We start from the raw sequence: 15,411 nt of genomic DNA, 5'->3' as shown, positions 1-15,411 counted from the left end.
ATGGGTGAGGCGGCATCTGGAAGTCGGCAAGTCGGCAGGTCAGTAAGGCATGAGGGCAGGTCAGGCGGTCAGGGCGGCCTGGCCGTAGCCGTGTTCGTCGTGTTCGGCGGCCGGGCGGGTGGGGCGGCCCTCGACGCGCACGGAGGCGCGCTTGAGCCAGCGGTCGGTGCCGTCGTAGCGCGCCCGGAAGGGGACGCGGCCGTGGACGACGATGTCGTTGTCGACGACCAGCACGTCGCCCGGCTCCAGGCTCACCGCCACCGAGACGCGGGCGAGTTCGTCCTCCAGGCGCCGGTAGGCCGCGCGCCAGGTCTCGTCGGCGTCCTCGACCGGCGTGTAGGCGGGGTCGAAGCGCATGGTCAGGCCCTCGGGTGCCGCGTAGAGGGTGGGCACCGGTGCGGGTCGGCCGGTGAACTGCTGGGCCTGCTCGTAGGCGTCGTCGGGCAGGATCGGCACGGTCGGCCGCTTGAGCCGGGCGACGTCCTCGTCGGCGAGTTCGGTGAGGCGGATGCTGGCCGCGGTGGTGGCGATGTTGTCGTGGTTGCGCATGCAGCACAGCAGGAGCAGGTGGGCGCGGCCGGGGTGGAAGGCGTCCTCGGTGTGCGGGGTGAGCAGGACGGAGCTGGAGGCGCCGGTCTGCTCGCTCTCGTGGCCGGGCGAGGGAACGATGTTGTGCACGAACCGGCCGTCCTGCTGGCCGTCCCAGGCGATCGGGGTCCCCATCAGCGTGGAGACGAGCAGCAGGACCACGTCCCACAGCGCGCCCGCGTCCCCGACGGTCGACCAGTGGCCGGGTGTCGGGCCCAGCTCCGCGTCGTCGGGGTGCAGTCCGCGCAGCACGAACAGGCCGTCGGCGGTGTCCACGGGCCGCAGCGCGTGCCGGAGTCCGGGGCTGAGCTGGGCGCACATCACGGGCAGGCCGGCCAGCAGGTGGGGACTGGTCGCAGAGCCGTGGAAGTCCAGCAACTTGGCGGCGGTGGCGGTCAGTTCCTCGGTGGCGGCGGGGTCGAGACGGCGTACCGGGGCAGGGCAGGTGGGCACGGCGGGGCCTTCCGTCGGCAGGGGCGGGGAGAAAGGTGTTGCGGGCACGCGGCATCACCGCGCCGGTGCGGGACGGCGGGCGGGAGCAGCGCGTGAGGCGTGGGGTCCGGGTCGGCTCGGACGGCCGGACGACAGGAAACGTAACAACGACTTTGAGGTAAGGCAAGCCTTACCCGATCGGATGTCTACATTTACGTAGTCTCAGTTCGAGGCGGCGGCGCACGTGCCGCGCGGGGTCAACTCCGCTGCTCGGATTGTTGTTTGCGGCAGGGGGGCGCACGCCCTGCGGGCCGGTGCGCTCCGCCGGGCGGCTTGCGAGCCGTCTCAAACTTAGGGTAGGTAAGCCTAAGCAAATCGAGCTCAACCCGAATCGAGGAACGAACGTGGGCGTCACCAGACGACAGCTGCTGTGGGCCGGTGCCGGTGTCGGGGCGGCCGGCGCGCTCGCCGCCTGCGGCGGTGGCGCGGGCGGATCCAAGGACGCCGCGTCCGCGGGCGCGGCGTCCTCGCAGCCCCGTGCCGGGGGGACGCTCAAGGTCGGCGCTCTCGGCAAGGCCTCCGCGATCACCCGCGACCCGCACGGCACGCAGGCCAACGAGAGCGACTACCTGATCATCAGTCTGATCTACGACACGCTGGCCGTTCCCGGATCCACCGCCAACACCGTCCCGCGGCTGGCCTCCTGGAAGCCGTCGGAGGACCTGAAGACCTGGCGCTTCACGATCGCCGACGGCGCGACGTTCCACGACGGCACCCCGGTCACCGCCGCCGACGTGGTCTGGTCGCTGCAGCGCCTGCGCAACACCCCGGCGGGCAAGAGCCGGCTGCCCGGCATCCAGCCCGAGGGCATCAGGGCCGAGGACGAGAAGACCGTCGTCCTGGTCTCCGACTACCCCAACGCGGACCTGCCGCTGCAGACCCGCCTGACCACCTTCGTCCTGAAGAAGGACACCAAGGACGACGCGATAGCCGGCGCCCCCGGCACCGGCCCGTTCAAGCTCGACTGGTACCGCGACGGCAACGCCCGGCTGGTGCGCAACGACAACTGGTACGGCGGCAAGGTGCTGCTCGACGCCGTCGAGGTGCGCCTGTTCGAGAGCCCGCAGGCCATGGCCAACGCCCTGCTCGCCGGGCAGATCGACCTCGCCTCCAACGTCGGCGCCGTCGCCGCCCGCACCGCCGAGGCCCGCAAGGACGTCCAGATCCTGCGCCGCCCCAACGACATGGCGATGCCCGTCGTCATGCGCACCGCCGACGGCCCGTTCGCCGACGCACGGGTGCGCGAGGCCCTGAAGCTGGCGGTCGACCGCGACGCCATGGTCAAGCAGGTCCTCTCCGGCTACGGCAGCGTCGCCAACGACATCCTCGGCACCGGCGACCCGGCCTTCGCCAAGGACATACCGCAGCGGGGGCGCGACCTCGCCAAGGCCAAGCAACTGCTCTCCGACGCCGGGTTCGACACCTCCCGGACCTACGACCTGATCACCACCGAGGACGTCTCCGGCCTCGCCGAGTCCGCGACCCTGTTCGCCACCCAGGTCCGCGAGGCCGGCGTGAAGATCAACGTCGTGAAGCAGGACTCCAAGGTCTTCTGGGACGCCACCTGGCTCAAGGCGCCGCTCTACACCACGTACTGGGGCACCAACGACTCGGTCGTCTTCTTCGCCTCCAAGACGATGCTCTCCGACGCCGGCCAGAACGAGTCCGGCTTCAAGGACCCCGCGTTCGACGAGGCCTACCGCACGGCCATGGGCACCGCCGACGCCGCCGCGCGCGACAAGCTGCTGCACCGGCTCCAGGAGATCGAGTTCGCCGAGTCCGGCTACCTGCTGTGGGGCATGGCCGACGGCATCGACCTCGCCGGAGCCGCCGTGCGCGACCTGCCCAGGCTCCCCGGCTACGGCCGCGTCCAGCTCGAGAAGACCTGGCTGGCGCGTTGACCACGCTTCAGCCGGCCGGCGCCCGCGCGCCGCAGGGCGCCCCGGCCCGCATCCTCCCCGGTGCGGGCCGGGTCGCCCGTCAGGCGGCCCGGCGTCTGGCCCTGCTCGTCGTCCTGCTCGCCGGCGTCTTCGCGGCCGTCGAACTGCTCCCGGGCGACGCCGCCGGCGCGACCGCCGACCGCGGGGTCACCGCCGCCGACCTCGCCGCCCGCCGCAGCGCCCTCGGGCTCGACCGCCCGGTGGTCGAACGCTTCTGGGACTGGATGACCGGCCTGCCCACCGGCGACCTCGGCGTCACCGCGCGCGGCCAGCACGTCACCGACATCCTCGCCGGCCCCTTCCCCAACACCCTGCTCCTGGGCACCATCGCCCTCGCCCTGAGCACCGTCGGCGCCCTCGCGCTCGGGAGTTGGGCCGCCCTGCGCCCCGGCGGACGCACCGACCGCGCCATCGACGCCGCCTCCACCGCCGCGTTCGCCCTCCCGGAGTTCGTCGTCTCCGTCGCCCTCCTGCTCCTGCTGTCCCAGTGGACCGGCTGGCTGCCCGCCGTCACGCTCACCGGCCCCGACGGAGCCCCCGAGTCCTGGACCATGCTCGTCCTGCCGGTGCTCTCGCTGGCCATCCCCCAGATCGGCTGGAACACCCGCATCGTGCGCGGCGCGCTCGCCGACCAGGCGGCGCTGCCGCACGTCCAGGCCGCCGTCCTCGACGGCCTCGCGCGCCGACGCGTCCTCAGCCACCACATGCTCCCCGGCGCCCTGTCCGCCATCGCCGTCGGCATCGCCACCTCCGCCGGCATGCTGCTGGGCGGCACCGTCGTCGTCGAGACCCTCTTCAACTACCCCGGCATCGGCGCCGTCCTGGCCGGGGCCATCGCCGACCGCGACACCCCGCTCGTCGCCGGAGTCGTGGCCGCGGCCGGCGCCGCCATCAGCCTGCTCCTGCTGCTGGCCGACCTCATCCGCACCACCGCCCTCGGAGAGGAGCGCCGATGACCGCCGATGCCCCGACCGCAGCGGCCCCCGCGCCCGCCACCCGGCGCAGCGGGCGCGTGCTCGTCCGCGCCGTCCCGGCGCTCCTGCTCGTCCTCCTCGCCCTCGCCGGGCCGCTCCTCGCCCCGCACCCCATCGACACCCCCGTCACCATCCCCTACGCCGGATCAGGCGGCGACGCGCCGCTCGGCGGTGACCAGCTCGGCCGCGACGTCCTCAGCCGCCTGCTGACCGGCGGCGCACCCCTGATCGCCACGGCCGTGGCCATCGCCCTGGTCGTCACGGCGGCGGCCACCGTCCTCGGCATCCTCGCCGTCCTGCGGCCCCGGCTCGGCCGGTGGATCGAACGCGCCGCCGACCTGACGATCCTCCTGCCCTCCGTCCTCGCCATCATGCTCATCGCCCTGGCCTGGCCCGCCGGCGGGCGCCTGGCCGTCGCGGCCGCCGCCACCCTCCTGGGCATCCCCTACGCCGTGCGCATCGTCGCCGCGGCAGCCGCCCCCATCGCCGCCACCGGCTACGTCGAGGCCGCGGCCGTCGGCGGCGAACGCCTGTGGCACCTGACGGTCCGCGAGGTGCTGCCCAACCTGCGCTCCACCCTCCTCGCCCTGTTCGGCCTGCGCTTCGTCGAAGGCGTCTACATCGTCTCGGTCGCCGCCTTCCTCCAGCTCGGCCCCCAACCCCCGGAAGCCGACTGGGCGTTGATGATCCGCGAGAACGCCGCCGGGATCACCCTCAACCCCTGGGCGGTCGGCGCGCCGTGCCTGGCCATCGGGCTGCTCGCCATCAGTGTCAACCTCGCCGCCGAAGCCCTCGCCCCCGCCCGGCCGACCCCGGAGACCCCGCTGTGAGCACCGCCGCCCCCGCCGCCCGCGCCACGGGCCTGTCCATCGCCCTCGCGGACACGCCCCTGCTCACCGGCGCCACCCTCACCCTCACCCCGGGCCGGGTCACCGCCGTCACCGGCCCCTCCGGCGCCGGCAAGACCACCCTCCTGCGCGCCCTCGCCGGAGCCCTCCCGCCGGGCGCCCGCGTCACCACCGGCACCGTCGACGTCCTCGGCCACGACATCCTCGCCCTCCCGCCCGAGGACCTGCGCCGCCTTCGCCGCCACAAGCTCGCCTTCGTCGGCCAGGACCCCGGCTCCGGCCTCAACCCGCGCATGCGCGTCGACCGCCTCCTGACCGAGACCGCCGCCGACCGCCGCCGAACCTCCGTGCCCGACCTGCTGCGCGCGGTCCGCCTGCCGGCCGACGAGCGCCTCGAACACCGCCGCCCCGCGGGCCTGTCCGGCGGTCAGCAGCGGCGTGTCGCCCTCGCCCGCGCCCTCGCCCGACGGCCCGAGATCCTCCTCCTCGACGAACCCACCGCCGGCCTCGACCCGGCCCTGCGCGACGACATCGCCGACCTGCTGCGCGAGATCGCCGAGTCCGACGGCCTCGCCATCGCGCTCACCAGCCACGACCCCGACTTCGTCGCCCGCTGCGCCGACGACGTCCTGGCCCTGTGGCCCGACCGCCCTGCGGCGGCCCCGGCCCCTGCTGCGGCGCCGGCTGCGGCCGTGCCGGCCGCACGGGTTCGTCCCCGGGCCGCCTCCGGAACCTCGCCCGTCGTGGAGGTGAAGGCGCTCAGCGCCGGCTTCGGCGCGGTCCGCACCCGCCACCGCGTCTTCGCCGCCCTCGACCTCGTCCTGATGCCCGGCACGCTGACCGGGATCACCGGCCCGTCCGGATGCGGCAAGAGCACGCTGCTGCGCACCCTGGCCGGCCTGCACCGGCCCGAGTCCGGCAGCGTCGTCCTCCACGGCGAACACCTGGCCCCGTCCTACCGGCGCCGCAGTCGCGACCAGCGCCGCCGCATCCAGCTCGTCCCCCAGAACCCCCTCGGCGCCCTCAACCCGGCCCACACCGTCGGGGCCACCCTCACCCGGCCGCTGAAGCTGCACTTCGGCCTCCCCTCCGCCCGGTGCGAGGAGCGCGTCGCCGACCTGCTCACCGCCGTCGGCCTGCCCCCGCACTACGCGACCCGCCACCCCCACGAACTCTCCGGCGGCCAACGCCAGCGCGTCTCCCTCGCCCGCGCCCTGGCCGCCGAACCCGACGTCCTGCTCTGCGACGAGGTCACCTCCGCCCTCGACACCGACACCACCGCCGCGCTCATGGACCTCCTCGACGACCTGCGCACCAGCCGGGGCCTGGCGGTGGTCCTCGTCAGCCACGACCTCCCCCTCGTCACCGGCCGCGCCGACCACGTCCTGCCGCTCGCGGGCCCCCACCCCGCACCGCTCGCGGCGCAGCAGCCCGCCGGCGTCCGCTGACTCCTACTCGGCGACCCACCGCCGGCGCTGTCCGCCGGTGAGCACCCAGCCGGGGCCCGGCCGCGAGGGTGCGCGGCGTCCCGCGCCGCGGGCGGCCGCCGTGCACACCCGCCGCAGCAGGGAGTTGAGTTCGGCGCGCTGGCCCTTCGTCAACGAGGCGAGCAGGTCGCCCTGGACGGCGGACGCGTCGTCGTGCAGCACGTCCAGCGCCGCCTGCCCGGCCGGGGTGATCGTCAGCACCTCCTGCCGCCCGCCGATCTGGACGACCATGGAGTGCACCAGGCCTGCGGACAGGAGGTCGTCCAGGGCCTGGGCGGAGTCGGTCCCGGTTGCGGCGGCGGCGTGCTCGGTGAGGTCGCGGCGCCCGTGCGGCCCCAACTGGGCGAGTGCGGACAGCATCGCCTGATGGGCCGGGCCCATTCCCCTCGCGTCGAGCCGGTCGGCCAGCAGCCGGTCGACCGCCCGGCCGGCCGTCGACAGGAGGTAGACGGTCTGTTCGAAGGGGCTCGTCGAGCCCGTCCTCCCGTCGTACACACCAGGTCCCATCGTCCGGTGGCCGCCGTGTTCTCGGTCCGGGGCCATGCTGGCGGCACCCGCGCGGGGACGCCGAGCCCGCGGGCCGGAGTGGACGCGGGCCGGAGTGGACGCGGCTGCTGATCGCCGGAGGGCGGCAGCGCCAAGGCCCGCACGGGTCAGCCGAGCCTCACCATACCCGGACCCGCACGGTTGGTCTACATCGATGTCGTCAAACCGTGCCGTGATCCCTCAGGGCCCGGGCCGCGTACTCGACGTACTCGTGCAGCCCGTAGGCCAAGGCCGCGCCGAGCAGGGCCGCGAGCGTGACGGCGGCGACCAGGGCGACGGCGGCGTGCGCCCTGCGGCCGGTCGGGCGGGCGGGTTCGGGGCCCAGGAGGGCCCGGACGCGCTGGGGCACGGGGCCGGTGTTCACGGACAGCAGGGGCCCGGCGCCCCGGCGGGCGGGCGGTGATCCGGCCAGGGCCGCCCGGGCGATGGCGGTCGCGGCGGTGCGCCGGTCGGTGACCGCGGCGGCGGCCTGCTCGTCGGCCCAGCGTTCCAGGTGGTAGTCGAGGTCGACCCGCAGCCGGGCCAGCGCCGGGTGCACGGCGGCGGAGAGGTCGGCGGCGGCGGACAGCAGGTGGTGGCGCCCGCGCAGGTGGGCGCGCTCGTGGGCGAGGAGCACCGCGCGCTCCTCCGGCCCCAGCGCGCGCAGCATGCCGGTCGAGACGACGACGCGGCCGGGGCGCCCCCGGTGGCCTGGCAGGGCGAAGGCCTCGGCCTCCTCGCCCGCGACCACGAGCAGGTCGCCGTCGCTCGTCGCATCGGCCGTCAGGCCCCAGGCGCGGGCGAGGAGCACGCGGTGCCCGCGCCAGCGCAGCGTCAGCCGTACGGCCTGGACGGCCAGCGCGGCCCCGGCGGCGCAGGACACCGGCACCACGGCCGGCCACCGGGCGACGACGCCGGACAGCGGCAGGTGCTCCAGGCCCGCCAGGAACGGGACGTGGAACAGCCCGACGAGTGCCGCGACGGTGCCGCCCGCCAGCAGGACGGCTCCGCCCGTGAGTGCGAGCGAGGCCTCGCGCGGAGGGAGCAGCAGGGCCAGGCGGCGTGCGGCGGGCGCCGCGGCCCAGGGGAGCAGCAGGGCCAGGGCGACGATCGCCAGGATCAGGCCCATGCGTCGTCCTCGCGCTCGGGCCTGCCGGAGTCCGTCGCGGTCGCGGTCGCGGTCGTGGTCGTGGTCGTGGTCGTGGTCGCGGTTGTGGCCCCGGCATCGGTCCGGGCCCCGGCCTGGGCATCGGCTCGGGCTTCGAGGAGCAGGCTGCGCAGGACGTCCTCGTCGTCCTCGGACAGGGAGGAGACGAACCGCTTCAGCACGAGGTCCCGCCGGGGTTCCTTCTCCAACTCCCGGCGCATGCGCCCGGCCGCCAGTCCGGCGGCGTCCTCCACCGGGGCGTAGGCGAAGGACCGCGCGGGGCGGCTGCGGACCAGGGTGCCCTTCTCGTGCAGGCGGGTGAGGATCGTCGCCACGGTGGTGCGGGCCAGCCCGTGGTCCAGCGCCTCCTTGACCTGCTGGGCGGTCAGCGGCTCGCCGGCCGCCCACAGCACCGCCAGCACGTCCGCGACCAGCTCCCCGTGCGGACGCCTGGCGTCCCGACCGTCCCTCACATCGTTCTCCCTGTCCCGACACTCCCGGCAGGCACACCCCCGGTGCCGACGGCGGCCGGCGGCCGAGGCCCGCCCGCGCCGGTATGGCGAAGATGGGCTCGACCTGTGTTGCTTAGGTGTGCCTCAGCTAACTTTACGGGCTCGTGGCGCGGCGCTGCCGGGTGCCTGATCGCGGGCGCCGCCCGGTCGCGTGGTGCTCGGCGCGGCGGGAACCCGATGGCGCAACGCGCGTGCGGGCCTCTGGACTTACTAGGACGTCCAACTATATGGTCGAGGACAGGTCCGCGGTGTCAGGGAAGCCGGTGTGAGTCCGGCACGGTCCCGCCACTGTGACCGGGGAGTTCGTCCTCGCAGACGAAGGCCACTGGCAGCCAGCCGGGAAGGCCTGGGGGCGTGCGGTGATCCGGGAGTCAGGATACCGGCCGCGGGTGTTCCGTGTTTTCCACGAGGATGGAGACGACACGCATGACTCCGGGCTGCTCCCGCTCCACTGCTGCTCCTGGTCGTCCCGTGCCCACGGCCGCCGGGGCGTCCACGCCCTGACGTTCCGTGCTGCCGCCGTACGCCCGTGCCGAGGGGCGCACCACCGTGTGCCCGCCGACGGGCGGCGGCCTCCGATCCTCCTCCTCTCCCCACCCTGTCGAGAGAAGGAACCCGATGGTCCGAGAACTGACCCACTTCGTCGCCGGCAAGCCCACCGCCGGCACCTCCGGTCGCTTCGGCGACGTGTACGACCCCAACACCGGCCGGGTGCAGGCCCGGGTGCCGCTGGCGGGCCGGGCCGAGGTCGAGGCGGTGATCGCCGACGCCGCGCAGGCCCAGCCCGCGTGGGCCGCGTGGAACCCGCAGCGGCGGGCCCGCGTCCTGCTGCGCTTCCTCCAACTCGTCGAGCAGGAGAAGGACGAGCTGGCCCGGCTGCTGTCCGCCGAGCACGGCAAGACCGTGGCCGATGCCCACGGCGACATCCAACGCGGCCTGGAGGTCGTGGAGTTCGCCGCCGGCATCCCGCACCTGCTGAAGGGCGAGTTCAGCGACAACGCGGGCACCGGCATCGACGTGTACTCGATGCGCCAGCCGCTCGGCGTGGTCGCCGGCATCACGCCGTTCAACTTCCCGGCGATGATCCCGCTCTGGAAGGCCGCACCCGCCCTCGCCTGCGGCAACGCCTTCGTCCTCAAGCCCTCGGAGCGCGACCCCTCGGTGCCGCTGCGCCTGGCCGAACTGTTCCTGGAGGCCGGGCTGCCGCCGGGCGTGCTGAACGTCGTCAACGGCGGCAAGGAGGCCGTGGACACCCTGCTGGAGGACCCGCGGGTGCAGGCGGTCGGGTTCGTCGGCTCCACGCCGATCGCCCAGTACGTCTACGCCACCGCCGCCGCGCACGGGAAGCGGGCGCAGTGCTTCGGCGGCGCCAAGAACCACCTGATCGTGATGCCGGACGCCGACCTCGACCAGGCCGCGGACGCCCTGATCGGCGCCGGCTACGGCTCGGCCGGCGAGCGCTGCATGGCGATCTCGGTGGCCGTCCCCGTGGGGGAGGAGACCGCCGACGCCCTGGTGGCCAAACTGGTCGAGCGGATCGCCGCGTTGAAGGTCGGGCGCTCGGACGACCCGGCGGCGGACTTCGGCCCGCTGGTCGGCGCCGACGCGCTGGAGCGGGTCCGCGGCTACCTGGACCTCGGGGTCGAGGAGGGCGCCGAACTCGTGGTCGACGGGCGGGACTTCCGGCTGGAGGGCCACGAGGGCGGCTACTTCCTCGGCGCCTCGCTGTTCGACCGGGTGACGCCCGACATGCGGATCTACCGGGAGGAGATCTTCGGCCCCGTCCTGACCGTGCTCCGCGCCGCCGACTACGAGGAGGCGCTGCGCCTGCCCAGCGAGCACGAGTTCGGCAACGGCGTGGCCATCTACACCCGGGACGGCGACACGGCCCGGGACTTCGCCCGCCGGGTGAACACCGGCATGGTCGGCGTCAACGTGCCGATCCCCGTGCCGGTCGCGTACCACACCTTCGGTGGCTGGAAGCGCTCCGGGTTCGGCGACCTCAACCAGCACGGGCCGGACTCGATCCGCTTCTACACCCGCACCCGCACCGTCACCTCGCGCTGGCCCTCCGGGGTCAAGGAGGGCGCGAGCTTCACCATCCCGACGATGGGCTGAGGACGCCGTGCACGACCTCACCGAGGACCAGCTCGCCATCGCGGCGACCACCCGGGCCTTCGCCCGCGAACACCTGGCGCCGAACGCGGTCGCGTGGGACCAGGCCAAGCACTTCCCGGTGGACGTGCTGCGCAAGGCGGCGGACGTCGGCCTGGCCGGTGTCTACGTACGCGAGGAGTCCGGCGGCTCCGGACTCAGCCGTGCCGACGGCGTGCTCGTGTTCGAGGCGCTGGCCACCGGCTGCCCGTCCATCGCCGCCTACCTGTCCATCCACAACATGGTCGCCTGGATGATCGACCGCTACGGCGGCGACGCCCAGCGCGCGCGGTGGCTGCCGGGCCTCAGCGCCATGGCGACCCCCGCCAGCTACTGCCTCACCGAGCCCGGCGCGGGCTCGGACGCGGCGGCACTGACCACCCGCGCCCGCCGGGACGGGGACCACTGGGTCCTCGACGGCGTCAAGCAGTTCATCTCGGGCGCCGGCGTCTCCCAGGTCTACCTGGTGATGGCCCGCACCGGCGGGCCGGGGGCCGGCGGGGTGTCCGCGTTCGTCGTCGAACGCGACGACCCCGGCGTCTCGTTCGGGCCCGACGAGAAGAAGATGGGCTGGAACGCCCAGCCCACCCGCCAGGTGCGGCTGGACGGCGTCCGGCTCCCGGCCGACCGCCTCCTCGGAGCCGAGGGCGAGGGCTTCCGGATCGCCATGAACGGGCTGAACGGCGGCCGGCTCGGCATCGCCGCCTGCTCCCTCGGCGGAGCGCAGGAGGCCCTGGAGCGGGCCACCGGCTACCTGGCGGACCGCGAGGCGTTCGGCGCCCGGCTGCTGCACGCCCAGGCACTGCAGTTCCGGCTCGCCGACATGGCCACGGAGCTGGAGGCCGCCAGGTCGCTGCTCTGGCGGGCCGCCTCGGCCCTGGACCGGGGGGACCCGAGGGCGCCGCAGCTGTGCGCGATGGCCAAGCGGCACGCCACCGACACCGGCTTCGAGGTGGCCAACCAGGCGCTCCAACTGCACGGCGGCTACGGCTACCTGGCCGAGTACGGCATCGAGAAGATCGTCCGCGACCTGCGGGTGCACCAGATCCTGGAAGGAACCAACGAGATCATGCGCGTCATCGTCGCCCGCGGCCTGACCGGGGCCGCGTGATGGCCGGGAACGACCTCGACGAGGTCCTGGTCCACCGCGAGGGCCGGGCCGGCCTGATCGTCCTCAACCGCCCCGCGGCCCTGAACGCCCTCACCCACGCCATGGTGCGGAGGATCTCCGACGCCCTGGACGCGTGGGAGGAGGACGAGCGGGTCCACACCGTGGTCATCACCGGCGCCGGTGAGCGGGCCTTCTGCGCCGGCGGCGACATCGTCGCCATCCACCGCGCCGCCACCGGCGCGGACCCGGGCGCGGTGGAGGAGTTCTGGCGCGACGAGTACCGCCTCAACGCCCGCATCGCCCGCTACCCCAAGCCCTACGTCGCGCTCATGAGCGGCATCGTGATGGGCGGCGGCGTCGGGGTCTCCGCCCACGGCAGCGTCCGGATCGTCACCGAGACCACGCGCGTCGCCATGCCCGAGGCCGGCATCGGCTTCGTCCCCGACGTCGGCGGCACCTACCTGCTCGCCCTCGCGCCCGGCGAGTTGGGCACCCACCTGGCCCTGACCGCCGGTTCCGTCGACGCCGGTGACGCGCTGCTCTGCGGCCTCGCCGACCACTTCGCCCCGGCCGAGCGGCTGCCCGCGCTGCTGGACGACCTGGCCGAACTCCCCGTGCACGACGCCCTCGAACGGAACGTCGGGCCCGTACCGGCCGGCGTGCTGGACGGCCGGCGGGCCTGGATCGACCACTGCTACGGGGCCGACACCGTGGAGGAGATCCTCGACCGCCTGCGGGACAGCGGCGAACCGGAGGCCAAGAAGGCCGCGGACCGGATCGCCGCCAACTCGCCCGCCGCCGTGAAGGCCACCCTGGCGGCGCTGCGCCGGGCCCGCACCCTCGGCCCGCTGGAGGCCGTCCTCGACCAGGAGTACCGGACCTCCTGCGCGGCGCTCTCCACGCTGGACCTGGCCGAGGGGATCCGCGCCCAGGTCATCGACAAGGACCGTTCCCCGCGGTGGAACCCGTCGACGCTGAGCGCCGTCGGGCCGGCCGCGGTGGCCCGCTACTTCGCCCCGCTCGGCGACCGGGAACTCGGCCTGGCCCCCACCACACCCCTGGAGCGCTGGTGACCCACCCCAACGGAGTCAACGGATCCAACGCAGTCAACGGATCCAACGCAGTCATCGGATTCATCGGACTCGGCAACATGGGCGGCCCGATGGCCGCCAACCTCGCCGAGGCCGGGCACACCGTGACCGGCTACGACCTGGCACCCGAGGCGCTGCGGCGGGCGGAGCAGGGCGGCGTCCGTCCGGCGCCGTCCGCGGCCGAGGCGGTGCGGGAGGCCGACGTCGTCATCAGCATGCTGCCGGCCGGCCGGCACGTGCTGGCCGCCTACGCCGACCTGCTCCCCGCCGCCCGCCCGGGAACGCTCTTCGTCGACTGCTCCACGATCGACGTCGCGGACGCCCGGGCGGCGCACGACCTGGCCGTGAACGCCGGGCACCGGGCCGTGGACGCGCCGGTCTCCGGCGGGGTCATCGGTGCCACGGCCGCCAGCCTCACCTTCATGGTCGGAGCCGCCGAGCCGGACTTCGAGGCGGCCCGACCCGTGCTGGAGGCGATGGGCCGCAAGGTCGTGCACTGCGGATCCCCCGGAGCGGGGCAGGCCGCGAAGATCTGCAACAACATGATCCTGGGCATCTCGATGATCGCGGTCAGCGAGGCCTTCGTGCTCGGGGAGAGCCTCGGGCTCAGCCACCAGGCCCTCTACGACGTCGCCTCGACCGCCTCCGGCCAGTGCTGGGCGCTCACCACCAACTGCCCCGTCCCCGGGCCGGTGCCCACCAGCCCGGCCAACCGCGACTACGCGGCCGGGTTCGCCGCCGCCCTGATGGCCAAGGACCTCGGCCTCGCCGCCGGGGCCGCCGACGCCGCGGGCCTGCCCACGGACCTCGGACGCAGGGCGGCACAGCTGTACGCGGACTTCGCGCAGGCCGACGGTGGCGCCGGCCTGGACTTCTCGGCGATCATCACCACCCTGAGGGAGGACGGCAAGTGACCGGCTACGAGACGATCCTGGTCGAGCGCAAGGGCCGGGTGGGGCTGATCACGCTCGACCGGCCCAAGGCGCTCAACGCGCTCAACACCCTGCTGATGAACGAAGTCGTGCAGGCGGCAACCGAGTTCGACCGTGACCAGGAGATCGGCGCGCTGGTGATCACCGGCTCGGAGAAGGCCTTCGCGGCCGGCGCCGACATCAAGGAGATGCAGTCGCTCGACTTCGTCGACGCCTACCTCGGCGACTGGTTCGCCGCCTGGGACCGCTTCGCCGCGCTGCGCAAGCCCGTGGTCGCGGCGGTGGCGGGCTACGCGCTGGGCGGCGGCTGCGAGCTGGCGATGCTGTGCGACGTCCTCCTGGCGGCGGACACCGCGAAGTTCGGGCAGCCGGAGATCAAGCTCGGCGTGATCCCGGGCATCGGCGGCTCGCAGCGGCTGACCCGGGCGGTCGGCAAGGCGAAGGCGATGGAACTCTGCCTGACCGGCCGGATGATGGGCGCCGAGGAGGCCGAGCGGGCCGGCCTGGTCTCCCGGATCGTCCCGGCGGACCAACTGCTGGCCGAGGCCCTGGCGGTGGCCGGGACGATCGCGGCGATGTCCACCCCGGCGGCGGTCATGCTCAAGGAGAGCGTCAACCGCTCGTACGAGACCACGCTCGCCGAGGGCGTCCGCTTCGAACGGCGTCTGTTCCACGCGACGTTCGCGACGGCGGACCAGAAGGAGGGCATGGCGGCGTTCGCCGAGAAGCGCCCGCCGGAGTTCCGCAACCGCTGACAGTCCGCCCGGTGCGCCGCCCCTCGTCCGGGGCGGCGCACGCCGGTCAGCTCCCGGAGCGTCGCAGCAGGTAGGTGTCCATGATCCAGCCCTTGCGCTCGCGGGCCGACTCGCGCAGCTCGCGGATCCGCGGGGCGACTTCGGCGAGCGGGCCGGCGACGAGGATCTCGTCGGGGGTGCCGAGGTAGGCGCCGTAGTGGATCTCCAGCCCCTCGGGGTCGATCCCGGCGAAGGCGGCGCGGCCGTCGAGCATCACCACGACGTCGTCCACACCCTCGGGGAAGCCCTCGGCCAGCCGGCGGCCGGTGGTGATCTGCACGGGGCGGCCCACCCGGGTCAGCGTGGTGCGGTGGCGGGCGGCGAGTGCGGAGACGCTGCTGATGCCCGGGATCACCTCGTAGTCGAACGCGACGGCGCTGCGGGCCCGTACGTCCTCCACCACGGCGATGACGCTGTCGTAGAGGCTCGGATCCCCCCACACCAGGAACGCGCCCGTCTCGCCCTCACCGAGGTGCTCGACGGCCAACCGCTCGACCAGATCGGAACGGCGGACGCGCCAGTCGTCCACGGCGGCCGCGTACGCGGGGGTGGTCCGGTCCCGCTCCGCGTCCGGCACCTCCACCACGCGGTGCCCGGGCCGCCCGTGCTCGGTCAGCATCCGGTGCCGTAGCTGGATCAGGTCCTGCCGTTCCTCGTTCTTGCCGAGGATGAAGAAGACATCCGTGCGGGCGAGTGCCTTGACCGCCTGCAGAGTGAGGTGGTCGGGGTCGCCCGCGCCGATGCCGATGACGAGAATGCTCCGCTTGTTCCGCATGGGAGGAATTCTGCCGTCCGGGACGCCCTGATCACGCTGGC

General features: G+C 74.2%; 13 protein-coding genes, 1 pseudogene and 1 riboswitch. Of the genes and pseudogenes, 9 read left to right on the top strand and 5 right to left on the bottom strand.

Annotated features, from left to right (window positions below):
* Positions 1–60: 60 nt before the first annotated feature.
* A complete protein-coding gene (locus ACFVTF_RS07635) occupies positions 61–1,041 on the bottom strand; it encodes a TauD/TfdA family dioxygenase (protein ID WP_387810467.1) in 981 nt (326 codons plus the stop codon).
* Positions 1,042–1,424: 383 nt separating this feature from the next.
* Here ACFVTF_RS07635 and ACFVTF_RS07630 point away from each other — a divergent pair, with 383 nt between their 5' ends.
* The 4 genes from ACFVTF_RS07630 to ACFVTF_RS07615 are packed head-to-tail and all read left to right on the top strand — an operon-like array spanning position 1,425 to position 6,290.
* The gene (locus ACFVTF_RS07630; RefSeq protein ID WP_387810464.1) at positions 1,425–2,981 is read left to right on the top strand and encodes an ABC transporter substrate-binding protein; all 1,557 of its coding nucleotides are present in this window, start codon (positions 1,425–1,427) and stop codon (positions 2,979–2,981) included.
* The gene (locus ACFVTF_RS07625) at positions 2,978–3,976 is read left to right on the top strand and encodes an ABC transporter permease (protein ID WP_387810461.1); all 999 of its coding nucleotides are present in this window, start codon (positions 2,978–2,980) and stop codon (positions 3,974–3,976) included. The genes ACFVTF_RS07630 and ACFVTF_RS07625 overlap by 4 nt, the downstream gene beginning before the upstream one ends.
* Positions 3,973–4,824 (top strand): ABC transporter permease, encoded by an 852-nt coding sequence (locus tag ACFVTF_RS07620; RefSeq protein WP_387810458.1) that lies wholly within the window; start codon positions 3,973–3,975, stop codon positions 4,822–4,824. Before ACFVTF_RS07625 ends, ACFVTF_RS07620 begins: the two co-directional genes overlap by 4 nt.
* A complete protein-coding gene (locus tag ACFVTF_RS07615) occupies positions 4,821–6,290 on the top strand; it encodes an ABC transporter ATP-binding protein (RefSeq protein ID WP_387810456.1) in 1,470 nt (489 codons plus the stop codon). Before ACFVTF_RS07620 ends, ACFVTF_RS07615 begins: the two co-directional genes overlap by 4 nt.
* Before the next feature lie 3 nt (positions 6,291–6,293).
* On the opposite strand, the gene ACFVTF_RS07610 is transcribed toward ACFVTF_RS07615, so the two are convergent.
* From ACFVTF_RS07610 to ACFVTF_RS07600, 3 genes and pseudogenes are all read right to left on the bottom strand, one after another.
* Positions 6,294–6,824 (bottom strand): MarR family winged helix-turn-helix transcriptional regulator, encoded by a 531-nt coding sequence (locus tag ACFVTF_RS07610; protein ID WP_387810453.1) that lies wholly within the window; start codon positions 6,822–6,824, stop codon positions 6,294–6,296.
* A gap of 211 nt (positions 6,825–7,035) precedes the next feature.
* A complete protein-coding gene (locus tag ACFVTF_RS07605; protein ID WP_387810450.1) occupies positions 7,036–7,983 on the bottom strand; it encodes a M56 family metallopeptidase in 948 nt (315 codons plus the stop codon).
* A gap of 128 nt (positions 7,984–8,111) precedes the next feature.
* A pseudogene (locus tag ACFVTF_RS07600) lies at positions 8,112–8,474 on the bottom strand (BlaI/MecI/CopY family transcriptional regulator); the annotation flags it as partial.
* A gap of 250 nt (positions 8,475–8,724) precedes the next feature.
* Positions 8,725–8,916: riboswitch (cobalamin riboswitch) on the top strand.
* A 215-nt stretch (positions 8,917–9,131) separates the two neighbouring features.
* Here ACFVTF_RS07600 and ACFVTF_RS07595 point away from each other — a divergent pair.
* The 5 genes from ACFVTF_RS07595 to ACFVTF_RS07575 all read left to right on the top strand — a co-directional run bounded on the left by ACFVTF_RS07595 (position 9,132) and on the right by ACFVTF_RS07575 (position 14,556).
* Positions 9,132–10,631 carry a CoA-acylating methylmalonate-semialdehyde dehydrogenase gene (locus tag ACFVTF_RS07595; RefSeq protein WP_387810447.1) on the top strand — a complete coding sequence of 500 codons (1,500 nt, stop codon included), beginning with the start codon at positions 9,132–9,134 and terminating at the stop codon, positions 10,629–10,631.
* A gap of 7 nt (positions 10,632–10,638) precedes the next feature.
* The gene (locus tag ACFVTF_RS07590; protein ID WP_387810445.1) at positions 10,639–11,778 is read left to right on the top strand and encodes an acyl-CoA dehydrogenase family protein; all 1,140 of its coding nucleotides are present in this window, start codon (positions 10,639–10,641) and stop codon (positions 11,776–11,778) included.
* Complete coding sequence (locus tag ACFVTF_RS07585; protein WP_387810442.1) at positions 11,778–12,851, top strand: enoyl-CoA hydratase/isomerase family protein; 1,074 nt, start codon at positions 11,778–11,780, stop codon at positions 12,849–12,851. The genes ACFVTF_RS07590 and ACFVTF_RS07585 overlap by 1 nt, the downstream gene beginning before the upstream one ends.
* An 89-nt stretch (positions 12,852–12,940) precedes the next feature.
* Entirely contained in the window at positions 12,941–13,783 is an 843-nt protein-coding gene (gene mmsB, locus ACFVTF_RS07580) for a 3-hydroxyisobutyrate dehydrogenase (protein ID WP_387810439.1), read from the top strand.
* Positions 13,780–14,556: an enoyl-CoA hydratase gene (locus ACFVTF_RS07575; protein WP_387810436.1), complete on the top strand. Its 777-nt coding sequence runs from the start codon at positions 13,780–13,782 to the stop codon at positions 14,554–14,556. Before mmsB ends, ACFVTF_RS07575 begins: the two co-directional genes overlap by 4 nt.
* Before the next feature lie 46 nt (positions 14,557–14,602).
* On the opposite strand, the gene cobF is transcribed toward ACFVTF_RS07575, so the two are convergent.
* Positions 14,603–15,370, bottom strand: a complete 768-nt coding sequence (gene cobF, locus ACFVTF_RS07570) for a precorrin-6A synthase (deacetylating) (RefSeq protein WP_387810433.1) — start codon at positions 15,368–15,370, stop codon at positions 14,603–14,605.
* Positions 15,371–15,411: the final 41 nt, after the last annotated feature.

Source organism: Kitasatospora sp. NPDC057940 (assembly GCF_042887425.1).
Classification (GTDB): domain Bacteria; phylum Actinomycetota; class Actinomycetes; order Streptomycetales; family Streptomycetaceae; genus Kitasatospora.
The sequence above is the reverse complement of the archived record's forward strand: the minus strand, read 5'-3'. Positions and strand labels throughout refer to the sequence as shown.